The sequence below is a fragment of the Chloroflexota bacterium genome (assembly GCA_014360905.1).
Lineage (GTDB): Bacteria > Chloroflexota > Anaerolineae > UBA2200 > UBA2200 > JACIWX01.
The window spans coordinates 48,630-70,227 of record JACIWW010000014.1 but is presented as its reverse complement, the minus strand read 5'-3'; the positions used below and the strand labels follow the sequence as shown (position 1 = coordinate 70,227).

Here is a 21,598-nt window from a genome sequence, read left to right as displayed (position 1 = left end):
TAGGCCAGATCGGCCATAGGCGGTGCTCCTCCTGGTGCAGTTGTTTCCACAATTCTTTTACCACAGGAGCACCCCCTTTTGTCAAAATCGCCTGTACCACCTGGTAACGATCTGTTGGCGCAAGCACATTTACCGTTTGACAGCTATCGAACTGCGCATTAGAATAACTATTATACCTGACGCAGACAGGTTCGATTATGGCCGTGTGCGCTACCGCAACGAAATCATGTGGATGGTGTTATTATGGTCAGAGATGGGTAGCCGGTTAGCGCCACGCCTTCAAAGTAGGAGAGATGGAAGAGGAAGAACGTCTCCTTATCGAGCGTGCGCAGAACGATCCCCAGGCGTTTGCCGATCTATATCGAATGTACGTGGATCGGGTATACAATTATATTTATCAACGCACGGGCAATCATTACGATGCAGAGGATTTGACGGCGCGAACCTTTCTCAAGGCCTTTTTACATCTTGAGCATTACCAATTCAAGGGGATTCCGTTCTCAGCCTGGCTGTACCGTATCGCACACAATGCGGTGGCGAATTGGTACCGCGATCACCACAGGCACCAGATGGTGTCATTGGACGCGATGGTAGCGTATAGCAAGGATGAAGGGAACCCAGAGGATGTGACCCAGGCTCAGGAGGAGAAAAAAGCCCTGGTGAATGCCATTCGTCGCCTACCGGCAGAAAGGCAACAGTTGTTGATCCTCAAGTTTAGCGAAGGCCTGACCAATGCTCAGATAGGGCAAGTCATGGGGCGCAGCGAAGGGGCGGTCAAATCCCTCTATCATCGTACCTTGTTAGCCTTGCGCCGAGAGTTACAGAAGAGAAAGATGGGTTGAATCGAATGCAGAACAGACAATTGCTGGAAATGCTGGCGATACACGAAGACCTGCTGGACGGCAATGCCTCTAGGCAATCAGAATACGAGCGGATGTCCGAAGAGGAGAGAAAAGAGCTTCTCCCTCTTGTTGAGTTAGTTCAACAGGTAGGGAAGGCTCTTGCTCCAGTGAAGCCATCTGCATCTTTCCGGCAAAGGCTCGAGCTGGAGTTAATTGGGGCGGCGCACCAGCGGATGCACAGGGAAGTGCACATAGCACCACTTGCTCCGCGACGGGATGTGCTCGTTGGAGCGGCTGTTGGATCCGTGGTTGCTCTAGCGGGAGGCGTGGTGTATTTGGTTCACAATTGGATTCGCAGCCGTTCAGAACATGTCGAGCGGGTTAGTATGTAAGTTGCAATCAACTGATCGTCTGCCGGATTGTGATATTCATTTACAGTGCGGGTAGCAAGGTGGCTACCCTGCTGCCCGGCTTTTTTATTCACATTGTGGAAAGGGATTCATATGACCAAGTATGCTGGAATCGTTGGTTGGGGTAAATACCTGCCACCGAGAGTTGTTACAAACGATGACCTAGCAAAGATAGTGAATACAAGCGATGAGTGGATTGTCAGTCATACAGGTATTCGCGAACGTAGAGTAGTGGAGCCCGGGTCTACAACGGTGCCTATGGCTGTAGCTGCTGCGCGCGATGCTCTTGTGGTTGCAGGGCTGCGTCCCACAGAACTTGATCTCATTATCGTTTCTACCTATTCCCCTGACTACCATTTGCCTGGCGCAGCACCCATGGTCCAACACCAATTGGGAGCCACAAGAGCCGCAGCATTCGATTTGCGCGCAGGTTGCCCCGGCTTTCTCTATGGCATGACGATAGGCAGCCAGTTTATTGCCACCGGAGTTTACCGGCGGGTGCTGGTGATTGGCGCAGAGATCATCTCGTATTTTGTGGACTGGAGCGATCGGCGCACTTGCGCGCTGTTTGGGGACGGCGCAGGGGCGGTGATTTTAGAGTCAACAGACCAACCAACGGGCGTCCTTTCCTTTGCGCTAGGCACCGAAGGAGCAGAGTATGATTCCCTAATCCACTATGCTGCTGGGACGAAATATCCGCCCACTGATGAGCCATTCGCGCGGAACTTGCGCTATCTGCATATGGACGGTCAGCGTATTCTCCGCTTTGCAGTGCGCACTGTTGGACCTGCTGTACATAGGGCGCTAGCCGAAAGCGGCCTTTCCAAGGACGATATTGCCTTGGTCATTCCCCAGCAATCCAATCAACGTTTCATCGAGTGGGTCTGCAGGAATCTGGGATTCCCTTTGGAAAAGGTTTTCATCAACGTAGACCGCTATGCCAACATGTCTTCCGCTTCTATTGCTGTTGCATTGTGCGAAGCGTTTGAGCAAGGCCGAATCCAGGAAGGGGATAACATCCTATTGGTTAGCTTTGGTGCAGGGTTGAACTGGGCTTCAGCCGTGGTGCGTTATGGCTTGGTTGAGAGGGAGACTGTGACCATGCTTGACATTGCCCCTCAGTACTTTATCCGATTGGAGGACCTTTTGTACCAGGCCAAGATCTCGGTTCAAACCAAGGTTGCCAGCCTGACCACACTGCTAAGTCCATTGCTATTGCCATTCTTCTCGCGCAGTAGCAGTAAGAAGAAGCGGAAGTAAAAGGTGACAGGCGAACTTTACAGTCCTGTTCAGCGCAAGACAATCCTTCGGAACTCTTCAGCGTACGGTACGCCATACTGCCGCCCAACCTGTCCATTCCACTCGCGGATGCGGATTTCTGCATATTCCGCATCCACCTGGCTGCGGTGCGCCTTGAGGGCGGTTACTTTCAAGTCGATGGTATCTGTAACATCCACCCAGGTGTTGGGCTCTGCTGAGCCGTATAGATAGATTTCCTGGACTTTGTGTGGCTGTAATCCTTCCTCGAGCAACTCTGGGAAGATAAAACGTGTTACAGCAGAGGGGAAGATAGCATAGAGCGCAGCTTCAGCAGCAGCGCGGTGATCGGGATGGTTGACGTACATATCGCGGTGGAAGTATCTCGTGGGGTCGCCGCAAATCACAATGTCGGGCCTATAGCGACGGATGAGGCGCGTCAAGTCACGCCGCAGCTCCAAAGTAGGTTGCAATGTCCCGTCTTCATAATCCAAAAAGATAACAGTGTGCACGCCTAGTACACGCGCTGCTTCAAGTTGCTCGGCATGACGGATGGGAGCCATGCGTTCCGGGGGCATGCCAGGATCATTGCTACCTCGGCTGCCGTCTGTGCAGATGACATAAATAATAGACCAACCATCTTTAATCCAGCGGGCTACAGTGCCGGCAACGGTGAATTCCGCATCATCTGGATGGGCAACGATCACCATCCGCGTATGCGTTTCATCTACGGATTCTTGGGACGAGTGTTCCTCTACGTCTTCTATTGCCATAGCTCCTCGTAAAGATTCATTACATGGGTTGCTACTACTTGCCAGGTATAGGACTGAGCTTTTCGTTGCGCACGCGTAGCCAATTGTGTGCGCAACTCATGGTCCAGCAAAATCATGCGCAACTTCACAGCCAGTGCGTCGGGATCCCCAGCGGGTACAAGAAAGCCGGTCACGCCATCCTCGACGGTGTGCTGCAGACCGCCAACGCGCGAGGCAATCACTGGCGTGCCACAGGCCATGGCTTCTAATGCGACCAAGCCAAAGGATTCATAGTGGGAAGGAACCACACAGACCTCAGCAGCGGAATAGTAATAGGGCAGCATATCTTGGGCGCGGGAACCGAGGAAAGCAACCAAGTCATGCATGCCAACTTCTTTCTTCAACTTTTCTAGGCACTCGAGTTCATTGCTCAAATTGGCCTGGTCCTCGTCCACATCACCGCCAATCACGGCAAGGCACAAATTCTTAGCCAGTGCAGGTTCCAGTTCCGTTAGCCTGCACATAGCTCTGAGAAGCGAATCCAACCCTTTGAGTGGATCCAGGCGTCCTACGAAGAGGATGAGACGGTGGGTTTCTGGCAACTCCAGGCCAATAGCCTTTATTGCTTCGCTGCGTGGAATGGTCCTGAACAAAGCCAAGTCTACTCCGAGAGGGATGACCACGATCTTGCCTGCATCAGCACCATACAACTCTACCAATTGCTCCCGTTCTAACGGCGTAGCAGCGACAATGCGATTAATGTCGCGTATTAACTCCTCCTCGACCTGAATGCGTATGGGCGGCTCTTTCTCCGCTTCGGAGCGTGCTACTGCGTTCTTCATCTTGCCCAGCGTATGGAACATGTGCACAGTGGGCAGGCGATGCTCACGAGCTAGTTCACGAGCTACCCAGCCGGACAGCCAGTAGTGGCTGTGTAACAGGTCATACGAGATGCCTTCCGCAGCCGCAAACTCGCGTAGACCAGCTATAAATTGTGGCAAGTGGTTGTATACCAGGTTTTTGCTGTAGGGTCGCTCGGGTCCAGCGGGAAGGTGAATGACGCGCACGTTTGGCCATAACGTGCGCACTCGCTCGCGCTGTGGATCCTGCGAGCGAGTGTAAATATCCACGAGCAATCCCTTTTTGCCCAGTTCGCGGCTCAGCTCCCGCACATAGACATTCATTCCCCCCGTTTCTTTGCCTCCCAAGGCTGCCATGGGGCAGGTATGAACGCTGAGCATGGCGATGCGGTGCATGTTGTGGCCCCTTTTCGAAGACCTTAGCCCTGACAAGAAAGAGGGAACGGGATAGCAATCCCATCCCCTCTTTTCTTGCTTTAGCGCAGTACTTACAGCCTGTTTCCGATGTATTTGATCAGATCGGCACAGCGACAGGCATAACCCCACTCGTTGTCATACCAGGACACCACTTTGACAAAGGTTTCCTGGATGACCATAGTGGATAACCCATCAATGATGGACGAACGCGGATCGCCTTTAAAGTCCATGGAGACCAGTGGCTCCATGGTGATCCCCAGGATGCCCTTCATTCTTCCTTCGGCTGCTTTGCGGAAGGCTTCGTTCACTGCCTCGACCGAGGTCTTGGTCTGCACTTCGGCGACAAAGTCCACCACGGAAACGGTTGGGGTGGGCACGCGGAGCGCGAAACCATCGAATCTGCCCTTCAATTCAGGTATGACCAGAGCCAAAGCCCTAGCAGCTCCGGTTGTCGTGGGCACGATATTCATGGCGGCAGCGCGAGTGCGGCGCAAATCCTTGTGTGCCAAGTCCAAGATGCGCTGGTCATTGGTGTAGGAGTGAACGGTGGTCATCAGCCCGCGCACAATACCAAAATTATCGTGCAGGACTTTGGCAGCAGGAGCGAGACAATTGGTCGTGCAGGAAGCATTGGAGATAACGTGGTGCTTAGCTGGATCATATTTTTCTTCATTCACACCCAGCACGATGGTGATGTCTTCGTTTTTGGCGGGAGCGCTGATAATGACCTTTTTCGCTCCTGAATTGATATGGGCAATGGCTTTTTCCTTATCGGTGAAGACGCCGGTGGATTCCAGCACGATGTCCACACCCAGGTCACGCCAGGGCAGTAAGGATGGGTCTTTCTGGGCCAATACCTTGATATCTCTGCCGTTCACGCGCAGGTTCTCGCCGACAACCTCCACAGTGCCAGGGAAAGCACCGTAGTTGGAATCGTATTTGAACAGGTGCGCGTTCACTGTGGCATCGAATAGGTCGTTAATGGCCACCACTTCGATTTCATTGGGGTAGTAATCGAGCATGGCTTTCAAAGCCTGACGCCCAATGCGACCAAAACCGTTGATTCCGACTCGAATCGTCATTTTATCCTCCTCCATTGTTGTCAAGTTTTTTACCCGCTAAGCGGGTTTTTTGCGACCCTCTTTATAGCTGGTGTAGATGCTCATAATACTTTGGGCCAATTTGGCGGGATCATGCCGCCAAGGTTTGTTCCTGTCTACCACATCCGCAGTCCAGATTTGATACGCGCCATCGGCGATGGGCTTGACCATTTCTGCATTCCAGTTTTCCGGCGTTTGCACCTCCAGATTGTCATTCAACAAAACGTAATCGAAAAGATCTTCTCCCACATGATTATAGATAGCGCGCACGTGATCCGCAGCATTGTAACCATCCGTCTCACCTGCTTGTGTAGCCAGATTGCAGACATAGATTCGCAACGCCTGGGAAGCGCGGATCGCGGCAGTGATGTCCTTCACCAGCAAGTTGGGCAGGATGCTAGTGTACAGACTGCCTGGGCCCACAATAATCATATCTGCATCGAGCAATGCCTGCACTGCTTCGCCGTATCCTCGTACATCGTCAGGTTGCAGGAATACCCGCTCGATTGAAGCTCCAGCCTTGGGGATACGAGATTCCCCCTGCACGTGATGCTGGGCCTCGTGGCCGTCCTTTGGTTCTGCCAATTCGGCGCAGAGCGTCACGCTGTGCATGGTGGACGGCAGGACGCGTCCGCGCACAGCGAGCACTTTGCTCGATTGGCGGATTGCCTGCCCAAAGTCACCTGTCACCCCGGCCATAGCAGCGATGAATAAATTGCCAAAGCTGTGGCCATTTAACCCCTGACCCTGACCAAAGCGGTACTCAAACAGCAAGGTCATCAGAGGTTCCGCTTCAGCCAGAGCAGTGATGCAGTTGCGAAAGTCGCCAGGAGGCAAAAGCCCCAATTCCCTGCGCAAGCGCCCCGAGCTGCCTCCGTCATCAGCCACAGTTACAATTGCCGTCAGGTTGTCCGTGCATTCCTTCAGGCCACGCAACAGAGTTGAAAGACCCGTGCCACCGCCGATCGCCACGATTTTCGGTCCTCGCTTACGCATACGGCGGCGGTAAATGACATCTACCACGCTTTCGCGATCGGATTCGAAAAAAGCAGAGACCAGAGATCGGCTTAAGCGGAAAACAGCCACAGCGACACATAGGATACCCAAGGTAGCCAGAATGACGCCACGCAACCAACGTGGCAAGAACTGCAGCGTAACGGCATAAGCGATGGGCGAAGCTGGGCCTGTGAACTCCAATGTGCGATAGATTTGGACATAGAAGAAGCTGACCCCTAGGCTGAGCAACAAAAGCCCTATGGCCAGCAACACTAGCCAGCGCTTCACGCCCATGCCAGGGTAAAGCCACTTCCACGCCGAGCCAATTCTATCTCGGAGATGCACTGCAGTGTTCCTCCTGTGAACATTATACGCTAGATTTTTCACTGCGTCAAAGATGCACAACCATTATTGGACATTCATTGGTCACCCGAATCTCAGTATCCACTGCATTGACAACGAAGCTGTCTTGTGCCATAATTGGGTCGCTATAATTCGTAGAGAAATGTGGCGCGGCTTATGGCATGGGGGTTGCCTTGAAAATTATTCTGACACACGAAAACACAGATTTTGATGCCTTGGCGGCGCAGTTGGCGGCATCCAAGCTCTATCCGGATGCGAAGCCGGTTCTGCCGCGACGACTGAACCGCGAGCTACGCGATTTCCTGGCTCTGTATGGCGAACAATTGCCGTTTGTATCCGTGGATGAATTGCCTCGTCGGCGCGTTGCAGAGGTCATCATTGTGGATGCACAATTCGTGCCATCCATCAGAGGTGTGGATGCCAACACTGTTTTTACCATCATTGACCACCATCCCCTGCGTGGCGAGCCGAAGCCAGGTACAGCCTACATGATTGACGAAGTGGGAGCAGTCACCTCTTTGTTAGTGGAGAAGCTGCGCGAGCGGCGTATTTCCCTTACTCCATTGGAAGCTACCCTGCTCTTGTTGGGAATTTATGAGGATACTGGATCGCTGTCGTACTCGACCACGACTCCCCGTGACCTGCGCAGCGCTGCCTGGCTGCTGGAGCAAAAGGCTAGCCTCTCCGTCGTGAATGATTTCTTGCGCCATCCTTTGGATGAGCACTACCAGGCGGTCTATGGGCAGTTAGTGGAAAACGTGGAGTGGCACAACCTGCACGACCAGGCAATTCTGATTGCCACTGCATACCTGGACGAGTATCTGGAAGAGCTCTCTACTCTGGCTCATAAATTGGATGATGTATATGACCCAGATGCGTCTTTTCTCCTCTTCGTCTTTAAGGATCAAATACAACTGATTGCCCGGAGCTCCAGCAAAGCGATTGATGTCGGTGAGATTGCGCGTGCCTTTGGCGGCGGTGGCCACAGTGCAGCGGCAGCAGCATTGATTCAAGAGGCTGATGCAGCTAAGGTTCGCGAGCAATTGATCGCGGCTTTGGAGAAATATGTAAAGCCAGCCGTCACGGTCAGGCAGATCATGTCCTATGGTGTACATACCTTGCACCCGGATATGACGCTGTCGGAGGCAGAGGCGTATATGCGCCGCTATGGCCATGAGGGATTCCCTGTGGTTGAGGATGGTCAACTTGTGGGCGTGTTGACCCGACGCGAGATCGATCGGGCATTGCAGCACCGCCTGGGGAACGCTCCAGTGCGTTCGTTCATGCATACTGGGGACATGGCAGTATCGCCAGCAGACAGCGTGGCTACGGTACAGCAGATTATGACCAACCATGGCGTTGGCCAGGTGCCAGTGGTTGAAAATGGACGAGTTCTGGGCATTGTGACCCGCACAGATTTGATCAAACTGTGGAGCGCACCCACACACCCTGGGCGGCGTGACGAGATTCAACAGCGGCTGCGCCAGACTCTGCCTGCTCCTCTGCTCAATTTGCTGATGCAAGCCCGAGACACGGCAAACGAACTAGGCTACTCGCTCTATGTGGTTGGTGGGTTTGTGCGTGACCTACTGCTGGGCTCACCAACACTTGATCTGGATTTGGTCGTGGAAGGGGACGCCATCACCTTGGCCAAGGCATTGGGTAAGCAATTGAAAGCTAGGGTGCGTAGCCATGCACGCTTTGGCACGGCCAAGGTAATTTTGAATGGCACTGCTGGAACAAATTTGCCACCATCGCTCGATTTCGTCACGGCGCGCACGGAGTTCTACCATCATCCCACGGCATTGCCGGAGGTAGAGCGAAGCTCGATCAAACAAGACCTCTATCGGCGTGATTTTACCATTAACACCATGGCCATTTCCTTGGATCGGGACCGCTGTGGCGAGTTGTTGGACTTTTATGGCGGGGAGCGAGATCTACGGGATAAACTAATCCGAGTACTGCATAATCTAAGTTTCATCGAGGATCCCACGCGCATCCTCCGCGCGGTGCGCCTGGAACAACGTCTTGGTTTTGCAATAGAGGCACGCACGGCAGAGTTGATCGATGACGCCCTAGGCCTGCTGGATAAAGTAACGGGGGAGCGGCTGCGTCACGAATTAGAGTTGATCCTAGATGAACGGGAACCTGGGGCGATCATCGAGCGCCTAGCCCAATTAGGTGTACTGCGGCATTTGGAGCCGGCGTTGAAGTGCGATGCCTGGCTTCGGGAGAAATTCCGGCAAGCCGAGCAGTTAGTGGAGCGCGAGAGTGCGAGAACCAAAGAAGGAGCTGAGGCTGATCACGAGGCTGCAGTTCTGACGCAGATTGAGGTTGGGTTCCAGCAAAAGTACTTGTTCCTTGCACTCCTTACATACCGTTTGACCAGGCCGCAACTGGACCGTTTTCTAGAAAGGCTGAAGTTTAGCCAGGAAATGGCGAAATATCTCCGCGAAGTTCGAGAACTTCATGCTTTAGCTGCGCGCCTGAGCCGGCCAAACTTGAAGCCTAGTCGCATCTATCGGCTATTGCGCGGCTATTCGCCACGTGCGATTGTGGCTTTTTCCATCGCTTTGGATTCACCTGTGGCTCGAGAGAACGTGCTGCTTTACCTGAATCGGCTGCGTTGGGTACGGCCTCATATTCGAGGGGACTTTTTCAAGAAACAGGGCATCCCACCTGGCCCCATCTATCGGCAGATTCTGGACAAGTTGCTCTATGCTCGGCTCGATGGTCTGATAAGCACCACCTCAGAAGAAGAGGCGATGGCCAGAGATTTGCTTGCTTCCTTGCAGGCAAAGGCTTGACTTCGATCTAAGCCTTCTAAAAAAGTCTGGTGATTTCATCTTGGTCAAAGCGGGGCAAATCGGTGATTGACGCCCCGCTTTTCAATTTCAATCCCTCGTCAGCAGGTGTGACGCGTCCAATTACAGCACAAGGCACATTAGCCTTCTGATAGGCAGCAAGCAGGGCGGGGGTTTGCTGTGGGGGGAGAGCAATCAGCAACGATCCTGAGGCAATGAGCCCTAAGGGATTCAAATCGAAGGTGGAACACAGAGCAGTGCACTCTGGCCAGATTGGAATCGCTTCTTCATCCACCCAAACTCCTACATGTGCGGCCATTGCTAATTCGTGCAAACCAGTGGCTAGGCCGCCTTCAGTAGGATCGTGCATGGCATGTACAATGGCTGAATTGGTTGCCAGCATGGCCTCACGCACAATGCTGATGCCGGGATGGTAGAGGTAGTTTTTGGCTCGCGTAATGAAATCCGAGGTATAGCCACGTCGTAGCAATTCCTCGCTCATTTCCCGTGCGATGATGGCAGTGCCCTCGATGGCAATTCCTTTCACCAACACCAGGTCGTCGCCCACGCGGGCTCCCGCGGTGGTGATCAGCTTCTCTTTGGCTACCTCTCCAAGCATTTGTCCAACGGCAATAGGGCGGTCGAGGCCATAGGTGACCTCCGTGTGACCGCCTACGAGGGCCATGCGTAGCTCTTGGCAAGCAGCATCAATCTGTGCCAAAATGCTATGAGCCAATTCAGGCGTCGTCTTGTTCTCTGGCAGGAGCAGAGTCACCAGCAGCCAGCGGGGCATAGCACCGGTTGTAGCTAGGTCATTGGCATTGACCTGCACCAAGTACCAGCCAATTTCTTCGGTGGCAAAGGTGATGGGGTCGGTCTTGGCCACCAAGTAGCGATCACCAAAATCAATGACAGCTGCATCTTCGCCTATCCTGGGCCCAAGTACGACACGCTCATCAGGCCATCCTTGGAGTTGAAGCAATTGTGCCATCAGCTCTGGGCTTAATTTGCCTACGGGCAGGTAGCGAGATGCGGATGTTGCCAAAGGACTCCTCATCAGGCACCAAATTTGGTCAAGCGCAGTGCATTGGCCAGTGCAAGCGGCATCAACTCAACAGCGGGTATATTTCCAAGCGCTCCCCGGGCGCAAGCACGCTCATTGTACGCATGTGCCTCGTCGCAGCGGCAGTAACGCGAGTATAGCATGGTGGGCACGGGATGCCAACTATGCGCTTTCAACAGCGATGGTGTTGAATGATCGCCAGTAACTACTACCACATCCGGTTTCAAAGCCAAAACGCGGGGGATATAAGAGTCAAACTCTTCAATTACAGCCACCTTTGCCTGGAAATCACCATCCTCGCCGCGGCTATCCGTGTATTTGAAGTGCAAGTAGAAGAAGTCATAGTCTAGCCAGGCTTTTTCCAATGCATTGAATTCATCAGCCAGGCTCGTTCCACTAGGCAGTGCAGTCATACCCACGAGCTTGGCCAATCCGCGGTACATGGGATACACGGCGATAGCAGCGGCACGCAGTCCAAAGACTTCCTTCATGCTGGGAATGGCTGGTCGCTTGTCTAAACCGCGCAGCAGAACCATGTTGGCCGGGTATTGGTCTTTCAAAACTTGTTGGGCCTGAGCAATGAATTGGTTGACCATGTTTGCTGTCCGCTGCGATGCCTCGGGTTGCGGAGCATCCTCTAAAGGCTGAATGGGCAATGGCGGAACACCAAGTTGTTGTGGATCTGATTCGGTCAGATCGCCAGCCAAACCCTCGCCGCGCAGGACGAGCACGAAGCGATGCTCTTTCACCGGCTCAATGAAAAGCTCTACTCCTGGCAGTTTGACGCTCTCGCGCAAAAGAGCCGTCAGTTCGATGCACTTCTCTGTGGAGATACGACCTGCCCGACGGTCTGTGACGCGGCCAAGTTCATCTACCGAGCAAAAGTTGCCACGACCAGCAACATCTTGTGGTTGCAGATCAAAGTCTATTCCCAGCGCTTCCAATACGCCACGTCCGATCACATAGCGGCAGGGGTCATAGCCAAATATGGCCAGGTGCCCCGGTCCACTGCCGGGTGTAATACCTGGTGAGATAGGAATAGTGAAGCCACAGATGGATTTTGCTGCCAATGCATCTAGATTAGGGGTTCGTGCTGCTTCCAGCTCAGTTGGGCCACCCTCTTCCATAGGCAACCCACCGATTCCGTCCATCACCAGGAACACAATTTTACTGTCCGCTGGAATGACTAGTTTGCGAATGAAATCCAAGTCAGCCATGAGCAATTCCTCAACGTCGAATTGGAAATGACGAGTGGCGAGAGCTGAGACTTCTGCTCCCTGACCACTCGTCACGCACTACTTGGTATACGCTACTTATCTTGTAATGCTGCCACGCCGGGCAACACCCGGCCTTCCAGGAACTCAAGCGAAGCTCCACCGCCGGTCGAAATATGAGTCATTTTGTCGGCTACTCCGGCCTGCTCAACGGCGGCAGCCGAGTCCCCACCGCCAATGATGGTCGTTGCGTCTGTTTCTGCTAGGGATTTGGCAATAGCCACAGTGGCGGCAGCAAAGACAGGGAACTCAAAGACGCCCATGGGACCATTCCAGACCACCGTCTTGGCGTTTTTCAATACCTTGTTGAATCTCTTCACGCTCTGTGGGCCAATGTCTAGGATACGCCAGCCAGGCAGGACCTGCTCGACCGGGACAGTCTGGTACCGAGCATCGGCTGCGAAAGCATCGGCAATCACGACGTCAATGGGGAGCATGAGCTTATTGCCCGCACGTTTGAGCAGATCCTTAGCCAGTTCCACCTTGTCGTCTTCTACCAGGGATGCCCCCACCTCATACCCTAGAGCTTTCAGAAAAGTATTGGCCATGCCACCGCCAACGATGAGCCAATCCACCTTGGGCAGCAGATTCTCGATTACGCCGATCTTGTCTGAAACTTTGGCGCCGCCCAGGATCGCGACAAAGGGGCGCGCTGGCTCAGCTAGAGCTTTGCCCAGGAAGGTGAGCTCGCGCTCCATGAGGAAACCAGCCACAGCAGGCAGGAAATGGGCTATTCCTTCGGTAGAGGCATGGGCACGATGGGCAGCACCAAAGGCATCGTTGACATAGATGTCTGCGAGTGCTGCCAATTGCCGGGCGAACTCAGGATCGTTTGCTTCTTCTTCCGCATGGAAGCGCAGGTTCTCCAGCAACAGCACGTCGCCCGGCTTCAGCGCTGCCACGGCCTTTTCGACTTCCGGGCCAATGCAGTCATCCGTTTTCTGCACAGTCGTTCCTAGCAACTCCGAGAGACGCCTGGCGACTGGGGTCAAACGGAATTCCTCAGCCACCTTGCCCTTTGGACGGCCAAGATGTGAGCAGACGATAACTTTGGCACCCTTGTCACGTAGGTATTCTATCGTGGGCAAAGCAGCCCGAATGCGGGTGTCATCTGTAATCTGGCCGTCTTTGTCCAGAGGCACATTGAAATCCACACGGACCAGAACACGTTTTCCTGCAACCTCGATATCTCGAATTGTCTTCTTGTTCACTTTTTCCTCCTTGTTCCTAGTATTCTGCTTCGACAGGGCCTAGCCTTCAAGCCCGTTGGAGAGTCTTTACTACATTTCCATACGACCTTCGTAAACTCTGCCATGGATCGGGTCCAATGTGACGATTTGGCCATCCTGCAGCGAGGACAGAGCGCCCTGCGCACCGATGATCGCGGTCAAACCCAGCTCCAGGGCCATCTGCGCTGCGTGTGAATCCATTCCGCCTTCCTCTACGATCAGTCCTCCTGCGCGACGTGCCAGAGGAACGTGTTCCCGCGTGGTGCGTCGCACAACCAGGATGTCCGAAGAGGTTATATCCTGGGGATTAGGCAGAATATCCCTAATCAACTTGAGCTGTCCCTGGACTCTACTGCTCCCGATTCCCACACCGGTGGCCAGGATGCGTTCTACCTCCTGGACCTTAATCAGATTTGTGGTACCTGGAGCACTGCCTGCTGCTCCTCCTGTAGCCACGATGAGTTCACCAGGTTGGACATATCCATGCTCTCTTGCTGCATGAATAGCATCAGCAAGCATCTGATCGGTATTCGCTGTCCTGGGCGCCAGTAAGGGATAAACACCCCAATACAGACAGAGTTGTCTTTGCACCATAGGGCTGGGCGTAACTGCAACAATAGGCATGTGGGGCCGGTATTTCGCTACCATATGGGCGGTGTATCCGGATACCGTAGGGGTAATAATCGCCGCCGCATCCAAATCTCGAGCTGTCTCGCAAGTAGCATGGCTCACTGCTTCTGCAATACTTTTTGTCTTTGGCGGTGGCACCGAGAAAAACTTGGCCGTTCGTAATATCTCGGCTTCAGTGCGTTGGGCAATTTTCACCATGATGTGCAGGGCTTCCAATGGATAGCGCCCTATGGCTGTTTCACCGGAGAGCATGATAGCATCCGTACCATCCAGTATAGCATTGGCCACATCGCTGGCTTCAGCACGCGTGGGACGCGGATTGTGGATCATGGATTCGAGCATCTGCGTAGCGGTGATAACCGGCACTCCTGCTTCGTTGCACTTTTTGATGATTTCTTTCTGCATCATTGGGACTTCTTCTGGCGAGGCCTCTATACCCAGATCTCCCCGCGCGACCATGATGCCATCTGCTGCTGCAATGATAGCATCGATATTCTTCATTGCTTCGGGTTTTTCGATTTTGGCAATGACAGGCGTAGGGCGTCCAAAAGCGCATTGACGCTGGATGAGCTCTTGTAAGGCTATCACTTCATTCGCGTTCCGCACGAAGGATAATGCGATCCAATCCACGTGGTGTTCTAACGCAAAGGCGAGGTCTTTTTTGTCCTTCTCCGTGATAGCCGGGATGCTAGTATGGGCACGGGGTAAATTCATGCCCTTGTTGCTCTGTAGCAGCCCTCCAGTGATGACCTTGCAGCGAATATCCGTCTCTGTAGAACTGAGGACCACTACCTCCAAAAGCCCGTCATCCATCAAGATGCGATCGCCTGGCTGAACGAGTCTGGGCAATGCACTGTACTGTACGGGGATTTCTCCCGCGTGCCCCGCGATAGGCCTTATGGTTAGGATGACCTCTTCACCTTCGCTTAGCAGGATACCCTCGCCTTCCATCTCGCCAACGCGCAGCTTTGGACCTTGTAGATCGGTGAGGATGGCTACTGGTTTTCCCACTTCCTCTGATGCCTTGCGGATCCTCGCTATGTTCTCTGCATGGTAATCCTGATCCCCATGGGAGAAATTGAGGCGTGCTACATTCATGCCGCTGGCAATCATCTCCCTGAGCATCTCTGGTGAGCGGCTGGCAGGACCAATAGTACATACAATTTTAGTGCGCAGCATAAGCACGCCTCTCTACGCTATCTCCCCATGCTACAAGCTGATCGAGATTCCGTGCCTGATATTCGGCGGAGTTGTTCCCTTCGCTGACTTTGCTCATTTCTAAAATGCAAAGACAAAGATAAGATCATTTACGTTCGTATTGGTGGGACCGGTAATAAACAAATCTCCCAGAATCTGGAAAAAGTGATAGGCATCGTTATTAGCTAGATAGCTGGCAACTGATAGTCCTTTTTGAGCCGCCCGGCTGATTGTGCTGCCTGTAGCGATTGCACCGGCAGCATCGGTTGGTCCATCCGTACCATCCGTACCCAGTGAAATAATGGCCACCTTGTCCAAACCAGCGATGAGCGGTGTTGCTGCCAAGGCCAATTCCTGATTCCGTCCGCCAAGGCCTTGACCACGCACAGAAACCGTGGTCTCCCCTCCAGCAATTATGCAAGCGGGGCGGGATACTGGCTGGCCGGAGTGAACAATCTCTCTGGCTATGGCAGCAAAGACCTTGGCCACCTCTCGTGCTTCACCCTCGACAAACGTTGACAGAAGCAGGCTGTTCAGGCCGACCTGGCGTGCCCTGTCCAGAGCTGCGTGAGCGGCGTGTTCGTTGCTGGCGATGACTAGGTTCTGTACGCGACCAAAGGCTTCATCCTGCGCTTTGGGTGTTTCAGGGATCTGTCCTTCCATGCCTTGCTGAAGATGACGCACAATTGAATCAGGCACGTCCTGGAGCAAGTGGTATTTCTGTAACACCTCATAAGCCTGGGCGAATGTCGTGGGGTCAGGGCTTGTCGGCCCTGAAGCGATGACATCCAAAGGACTGCCAATGACATCAGAGAGGATCAGGGAAATGACTTGTGCCGGATAAGCGAGTCTGGCAAGCTGACCGCCCTTGACCTGAGACAGGTGTTTCCGAACGGTGTTCATTTCGGTGATGGTAGCACCACTGCGCAACAGAGCCTGAGTCAAGAGCTCGATATCACTGAGAGAGATGCCATCCACAGGCAATGTCATCAAGGCAGAACCACCGCCAGAAATGAGACAGAATACCAAATCTGTTGCCTCTGCCTGCTTCAGCAAGGAGACCGTTTGGCGGGTACCCTCTACGCTGCGCACATCAGGAAGCGGGTGGCCAGCTTCATGGATAGTAATCCGACGCGTCGGTGCTGTGTAGCCATCCTTGACATTTATCCAGCCTGCCGTGATGCGCTCGCCCAGGATGTCCTCCAAGGCCAAGGCCATGGCGGCACTTGCCTTGCCTGCTCCCACGACGTAGATGTGCTCGTACCTGTGCAGTTCATAAGATGCAGTGCCAACACGCAGAGTATTTCCCTGCAGGCCGACATTGCGTTTCACTGCTTCGACTGGGTCTGCTGCCAGAAGCGCTGCCTCCATGATGGCCACTACATGCTCGGTTGCTGTGCCTGGCAAGTCAAGTTCGAATGCAACAGGTTGTTGCGCAAGTTTCATGAGCCTTACCTCATTGTTTTGATTCTAATGCAAAAGCAGGGGATGTCAAAGTCTAGGCCGACGTTACCAACATGCCTTGCTCTTTTGGAGAATACCGTTTTTGGAGGTTATAATAGCGCATAACCACATATCAAGGAGGATAGCGAATTATGTCAGAAACAAAGCGGGAAATTCCTGGGCCTCTGGCTCAGCAGTATGTAAAGAGGGATGCCGAGGTCATTTCGCCATCGTATACAAGATCGTATCCTTTCGTGATGGATCATGGCAGAGGCTCTCTGGTATGGGATATAGATGGAAACCAATTCATCGACTTTACTGCAGGCATTGCGGTCAACGCTACCGGACATTGCCATCCCGAAGTAGTACAGGCAATCAAGGACCAGGCGGACAGGTTCATCCACATGTCTGGGACCGATTTTTACTACAAGGTGCAGATAGAGTTGGCTGAGAAACTCAATGCCATTGTGCCAGGACGAGAGCAAAAACAAGTCTTTTTCACCAATTCCGGTACGGAAGCGGTCGAAGCGGCGTTCAAGCTAGCGCGCTATTCCACAGGGTGCACACGGATGATTGCTTTTCTCGGAGCATTTCACGGACGCAGTATGGGTGCCCTGTCATTGACAGCATCTAAGTATGTGCATCGGGCAGGTTTTTCGCCTCTGGTGCCAGGGGTGACACACGTGCCCTATGGCTACTGTTACCGCTGTGCTTACAATCTCGAATACCCCTCTTGCGATGTCTATTGTGTGAAATACATTGAGGATACTCTTTTCAGGAGGCTTGTTTCTCCTGAAGAGGTAGCTGCCATCTTTGTTGAACCAATCCAAGGCGAAGGTGGGTATGTGGTTCCTCCGCCTCTCTATCATCAGCGGCTGCGCGAACTGACTGATAAGTACGACATTTTGCTCGTTGACGACGAGATACAAGCCGGCATGGGGCGCACGGGCAAAATGTTCGCCATTGAGCACTGGGGCGTGGAGCCGGATATCGTTTGCATTGCAAAGGGCATCGCCTCAGGGATGCCATTGGGAGCCATGGTGGCAAGCAAGCGTCAAATGACGTGGCCTTCTGGTGCACACGGCAATACTTTTGGAGGCAACCCCATCTCGTGTGCAGCGGCATTGGCAACGATTCGTCTCATCGAGGGAGGCTATATGCAAAACGCTGCCCGGATGGGTGAGAGGTTAATAGAAAAACTCAAACACATGCAGGGTAAACACTCCTCTATAGGTGATGTGCGGGGCCTGGGATTGATGATCGGCGTTGAGTTGGTCAAGGATAAGGATACGAAGGAACCCGCGGTAGAACTGCGCGATGCCATCGTGCAAAATTGCTTCCAAATGGGACTGCTGATCCTGGGTTGCGGAATGAGCACTGTGCGGTTTATGCCTGCGTTGAACGTTACGGCAGACCTAGTAGATGAGGGATTGGAGATTTTTGAGCGAGCGCTTACTAAAGCAGAGGAAGAAATCTAGGTCATCAGTTAGCTAGACTGAGCTATTTCGTTACAGTCTCCTTGTCTGATAAGCAGCAAAAGTGTCTCCCATCCTTGCGAGCAATAGGATTGGAGACACTTTTTCTAGAGATCTATCTGATCGTGATAGCCCCTAATCCTCCTCTGATCTCCAATTCTAGTTTGTTTTCCGCTGTCGTGTAGTCTGTGCTCAGATATACACCGTCCGTGCGAATGAAACGCGGTTTGCCAACCTGCACCGAGCCCAAACCTTTGGATACATGGATCCTCGCTCCCACGGTCTTGGGTATCTGCACTGTGATGGCCCCAACGCCAGCTTCAATGGAGGCTTGGGTCAGTCCGGCAGCGGCGGGAAAAGTAATGACTGTCTCGCCAACGCCAGTACGAATGTCGAGGCGAGTAACCCTAAGACCACTCAAATCCATATCCACTTCGCCCACGCCTGTGCTCACATCCATTTCGAGAGGAATGCGCGGAGTGAATCGGAGAACCCAATGCTCGCCCGCGACATCTCCAGGTATCCAGAAAGGAATCGGTTGACTTCGGGCAAACAGGGAAAACTCGGCACGACCATTCTGGATGCGAAAAGTCCTCTCCGCTTGCAATAAATACCGGGCGTATACCAGCTCGCCTTCCATGAATTTCGGCGAATCAGCCAAAACGCCAATGTCGACTCTTCCGGCTCCAAATTTCAATGTGATGTGGCCGGTGTCTGCATCTTGCATTGCCTCCGATATCGTTTCCGTCCGGGTCACGGGCGATGTAACAGCGACTTTCTCCCCTTGATACACTGCGTAACCAATCACGCCGGCCAGGACTACAAGCGCGATGAGCAAGCCTACGATGTACCAGATGATTGAGCGACCCATGCTGATCAAAATTTCCAGGCCGATCAAGATCAGGATAACCGGCCAAAAGCGCCACAGGGTTCCCCATACACTCCAGGGGAGCTTACCCATCTGGTTGAGCAAAAGCAGAACGCCTGCGGCGATCAAAAGCAGAGGGCCAACGATGCTAGGACGATATCGTCTTTCTTCCATAAATCTCTATTCCTTTCTTATATTGCGCAGTGCCCGACTCAACAGCACTATACCTGCTAGAATCAAGGCGATTGCCCATAACTGATCTAGGCGGAACCAGCTAAATAAGTGAAGGCTGTCCACTAGAAAGGCCACGCCAATAAGGATGAGCAGGGCGCCCAGCCAGATAACGCGGTTGCTTGAGCCAACTGCTTGGCTCTCGCCGCCAAACATTGCCTGCAGCTCTCGACCCAGGCTGCGTGCCTCCGCACCCATCTCGCGCACATTATCGCGCACTGTCTCCCGCTGTGGAGAGCCAATGGTTGACCTTTCTGGCAAAATAATCCACAAAACGATATAAGATAATACTGCCGGTCCGTTTGCCAAAGCGACCAGAATGAAGATAAGGCGCAATAATACTGGGCTGACACCGAAATACTCTGCCAGGCCAGCGCACACGCCCGCAATGATCCCTTTGCTCCTATCTCGATAGAAAGTATCCTCCATATAGCCCTCCTCTTATAAGGGCATGCTCTAGTCAAACCTGTGTCTAGCAGCTCACCCTATCGCCGATTGAAGCTTCGTTCTAGTTGCGCTGAGCTCAGGTGGATCATGGTAGGCCGCCCATGTGGACAGGTGTAAGGGGAAGTGGTTTTTTCCAATAGCCGGACCAGTTCACGCGCTTCATCTAGCGTAAGGGTCTGACCAGCACGTACTGCGCCGTGGCAAGCAATGATGGTCAACAGACGCTCGGCCGATAGAGTTGTGTCACGTCCCTCGCTGGCCACATCGAGCAGTTCGGCGATCACGTCTGGCACATCCGCTGGTTGTAAAGTTGAGGGGATAGCACGAACCAGATAGGTGTCACCACCAAAAGGTGCAATGTCAAAACCAAGCGCGCTCAGGGGTTCCAAAATGGCATCCAGCAAGCTGCGTTGGTGAGGTGGCAATTCAATGGGCAATGGCTGCAGTAGATTCTGTGCAGATGCAGTCATGCTGGCATGCTCCGCTTGCAATTGTTCAAAAAGGACCCGTTCATGAGCAGCGTGCTGGTCAATCAGGTAGAGACCATCTGGCCCTTCGGCGATGATGTACGTTTGCCGAACCTGTCCAAGCACACGAAGCATAGGCAGCCGCTCCAACATGGGAACGCTGCTGATCATGGCTGGCTCTACATCGGCAGTGCGTTGTATCTCCAATGCCATCTGTGCAGGGGTAAGGCCTGCTTCCGAGGCAAGAGGCTTGAGAAGTTGTGGTTGATACCTCTCCCATTCGCGAGGTAGCATTGCTGCAGGTCGGCCAGTCGCTGTAGCCACGGGAGATTGTTGCAACACAGTGTAGCGCACTGCACGCTGGACAGCGGCAAAGACCCCTCTTGGCTCGCGGAAACGTACCTCACGCTTGGTCGGATGCACATTGACATCCACATCGGCTGGTGGCATCGTAATGTTCAAAATGGCTACGGGATAACGTCCAGTTGGCAAAATGGTACGGTAGGCTTCCTCGACTGCATAGCTGAGCGAACGATCCTTTATCCAGCGACGGTTGACGAAAAAGAGTTGGTAATCCCGTGTAGCCCGATGTAGGCTGGGGCTTCCAATATACCCCTGCACGCGCACTTCGCTGCTAGGTTGGGGTGGGAGATCGTGGTTTGGCACACTCTCCTCCGGTTGAATCTCCAGCATCTGCTGGGCTATCTCCAATCCAAAGACTTTGACCAGCACATCGTACAATTTGCCGGTGCCGGATGTTTGCAGGACTAGCTTGCCATTCTCGATCAGAGTAAAGCGTAATTCAGGGTAGGCAATGGCATAAGCGCCGACGAGTTTGATAATATGGCTGCTTTCTGTGGCTTCTGAACGCAGGAATTTGAGCCTGGCAGGGGTGTTGTAGAAAAGATTCTCCACGGTGACCACAGTTCCTGGGCGACTGGCATGTTTTTCTCTTTGTACGAGTTCGCCGCCCTCTAAACGCAATAAGATGCCTGCTCCCCCATCTCGTACGGAGGTGAGCATAGTTACTTGAGATACAGCCGCTATGCTGGCTAGGGCCTCGCCACGGAAGCCCAGAGTTTGGATGCGCAAGAGGTCTTGTTCACTGGAGATCTTGCTTGTTGCATGCCGTGCAAAAGCCAAAGCTGCCTCATCTTCGGGAATGCCACAACCGTTGTCATTGACGCGAATAAGACGGCGCCCGCCATTTCTTAGCTCAATGCGAATATCGGTCGCGCCAGCATCAATGGCATTTTCGACTAGTTCTTTGACCACAGAGGCTGGTCGCTCTACCACTTCCCCAGCTGCGATCTTGCTCGCTACCTGGGGTGGCAATATTCGGATAGGCATAATATGTGCTCCAGAAACACTCAAAACCTGCTTTCGGCCACACTAATTTCTGTGGAGGATGTTACATTGTACCATATGACAGATAATTCTCAAAAGCAGCCAAGGCGCTGGCTCTTGCCCGAT

At 53.2% G+C, this 21,598-nt stretch carries 17 protein-coding genes; 5 read left to right on the top strand and 12 right to left on the bottom strand.

The genetic code is table 11. The annotated features are described in order from the left end of the window. The first annotated feature begins 293 nt into the window (after nucleotides 1-293). The 3 genes from H5T67_07555 (at nucleotide 294) to H5T67_07545 (ending at nucleotide 2,512) form a co-directional block, all read left to right on the top strand. Nucleotides 294-842 carry a sigma-70 family RNA polymerase sigma factor gene (locus H5T67_07555; GenBank protein MBC7245177.1) on the top strand — a complete coding sequence of 183 codons (549 nt, stop codon included), beginning with the start codon at nucleotides 294-296 and terminating at the stop codon, nucleotides 840-842. Between the two features lie 5 nt (nucleotides 843-847). Continuing rightward, the gene (locus H5T67_07550) at nucleotides 848-1,234 is read left to right on the top strand and encodes a hypothetical protein (GenBank protein MBC7245176.1); all 387 of its coding nucleotides are present in this window, start codon (nucleotides 848-850) and stop codon (nucleotides 1,232-1,234) included. Nucleotides 1,235-1,345: 111 nt separating this feature from the next. Continuing rightward, nucleotides 1,346-2,512: a ketoacyl-ACP synthase III gene (locus H5T67_07545; protein ID MBC7245175.1), complete on the top strand. Its 1,167-nt coding sequence runs from the start codon at nucleotides 1,346-1,348 to the stop codon at nucleotides 2,510-2,512. 29 nt (nucleotides 2,513-2,541) lie between these two features. On the opposite strand, the gene H5T67_07540 is transcribed toward H5T67_07545, so the two are convergent. From H5T67_07540 to H5T67_07525, 4 genes are all read right to left on the bottom strand, one after another. Then, nucleotides 2,542-3,219, bottom strand: coding sequence for a PIG-L family deacetylase (locus tag H5T67_07540; GenBank protein ID MBC7245174.1), 678 nt, complete (start codon nucleotides 3,217-3,219; stop codon nucleotides 2,542-2,544). Between the two features lie 53 nt (nucleotides 3,220-3,272). After that, nucleotides 3,273-4,517 (bottom strand): glycosyltransferase, encoded by a 1,245-nt coding sequence (locus H5T67_07535; GenBank protein ID MBC7245173.1) that lies wholly within the window; start codon nucleotides 4,515-4,517, stop codon nucleotides 3,273-3,275. A gap of 92 nt (nucleotides 4,518-4,609) precedes the next feature. Continuing rightward, on the bottom strand, nucleotides 4,610-5,620 hold the full coding sequence (gene gap, locus H5T67_07530; GenBank protein ID MBC7245172.1) for a type I glyceraldehyde-3-phosphate dehydrogenase: 1,011 nt from the start codon (nucleotides 5,618-5,620) through the stop codon (nucleotides 4,610-4,612). Nucleotides 5,621-5,656: 36 nt separating this feature from the next. Further along, nucleotides 5,657-6,979 carry a YvcK family protein gene (locus H5T67_07525; protein ID MBC7245171.1) on the bottom strand — a complete coding sequence of 441 codons (1,323 nt, stop codon included), beginning with the start codon at nucleotides 6,977-6,979 and terminating at the stop codon, nucleotides 5,657-5,659. Between the two features lie 191 nt (nucleotides 6,980-7,170). Here H5T67_07525 and H5T67_07520 point away from each other — a divergent pair, with 191 nt between their 5' ends. Continuing rightward, on the top strand, nucleotides 7,171-9,804 hold the full coding sequence (locus H5T67_07520; protein ID MBC7245170.1) for a CBS domain-containing protein: 2,634 nt from the start codon (nucleotides 7,171-7,173) through the stop codon (nucleotides 9,802-9,804). A gap of 16 nt (nucleotides 9,805-9,820) precedes the next feature. Here the strand turns inward: H5T67_07520 and H5T67_07515 are convergent, their stop codons facing one another. The 5 genes from H5T67_07515 to H5T67_07495 form a co-directional block, all read right to left on the bottom strand. Then, nucleotides 9,821-10,858, bottom strand: a complete 1,038-nt coding sequence (locus H5T67_07515) for a hydrogenase expression/formation protein (GenBank protein ID MBC7245169.1) — start codon at nucleotides 10,856-10,858, stop codon at nucleotides 9,821-9,823. Further along, entirely contained in the window at nucleotides 10,858-12,081 is a 1,224-nt protein-coding gene (locus H5T67_07510; GenBank protein MBC7245168.1) for a 2,3-bisphosphoglycerate-independent phosphoglycerate mutase, read from the bottom strand. The genes H5T67_07515 and H5T67_07510 overlap by 1 nt, the downstream gene beginning before the upstream one ends. A gap of 92 nt (nucleotides 12,082-12,173) precedes the next feature. Then, complete coding sequence (locus tag H5T67_07505) at nucleotides 12,174-13,349, bottom strand: phosphoglycerate kinase (GenBank protein ID MBC7245167.1); 1,176 nt, start codon at nucleotides 13,347-13,349, stop codon at nucleotides 12,174-12,176. Nucleotides 13,350-13,418: 69 nt separating this feature from the next. After that, nucleotides 13,419-15,176, bottom strand: a complete 1,758-nt coding sequence (gene pyk, locus H5T67_07500; protein MBC7245166.1) for a pyruvate kinase — start codon at nucleotides 15,174-15,176, stop codon at nucleotides 13,419-13,421. Nucleotides 15,177-15,275: 99 nt separating this feature from the next. Further along, nucleotides 15,276-16,640 carry a glycerate kinase gene (locus tag H5T67_07495; GenBank protein MBC7245165.1) on the bottom strand — a complete coding sequence of 455 codons (1,365 nt, stop codon included), beginning with the start codon at nucleotides 16,638-16,640 and terminating at the stop codon, nucleotides 15,276-15,278. A 149-nt stretch (nucleotides 16,641-16,789) separates the two neighbouring features. On the opposite strand from H5T67_07495, the gene H5T67_07490 reads away from it, so the two are divergent. Further along, nucleotides 16,790-18,115, top strand: coding sequence for an acetyl ornithine aminotransferase family protein (locus tag H5T67_07490; GenBank protein MBC7245164.1), 1,326 nt, complete (start codon nucleotides 16,790-16,792; stop codon nucleotides 18,113-18,115). Nucleotides 18,116-18,227: 112 nt separating this feature from the next. Here H5T67_07490 and H5T67_07485 read toward each other — a convergent pair whose 3' ends face one another. The 3 genes from H5T67_07485 to mutL are packed head-to-tail and all read right to left on the bottom strand — an operon-like array spanning nucleotide 18,228 to nucleotide 21,475. Further along, nucleotides 18,228-19,154 (bottom strand): hypothetical protein, encoded by a 927-nt coding sequence (locus H5T67_07485; GenBank protein ID MBC7245163.1) that lies wholly within the window; start codon nucleotides 19,152-19,154, stop codon nucleotides 18,228-18,230. Nucleotides 19,155-19,160: 6 nt separating this feature from the next. Next, nucleotides 19,161-19,640 carry a PspC domain-containing protein gene (locus H5T67_07480; GenBank protein MBC7245162.1) on the bottom strand — a complete coding sequence of 160 codons (480 nt, stop codon included), beginning with the start codon at nucleotides 19,638-19,640 and terminating at the stop codon, nucleotides 19,161-19,163. A gap of 56 nt (nucleotides 19,641-19,696) precedes the next feature. Further along, nucleotides 19,697-21,475, bottom strand: a complete 1,779-nt coding sequence (mutL, locus tag H5T67_07475; GenBank protein ID MBC7245161.1) for a DNA mismatch repair endonuclease MutL — start codon at nucleotides 21,473-21,475, stop codon at nucleotides 19,697-19,699. Between the last annotated feature and the right edge of the window lie 123 nt (nucleotides 21,476-21,598).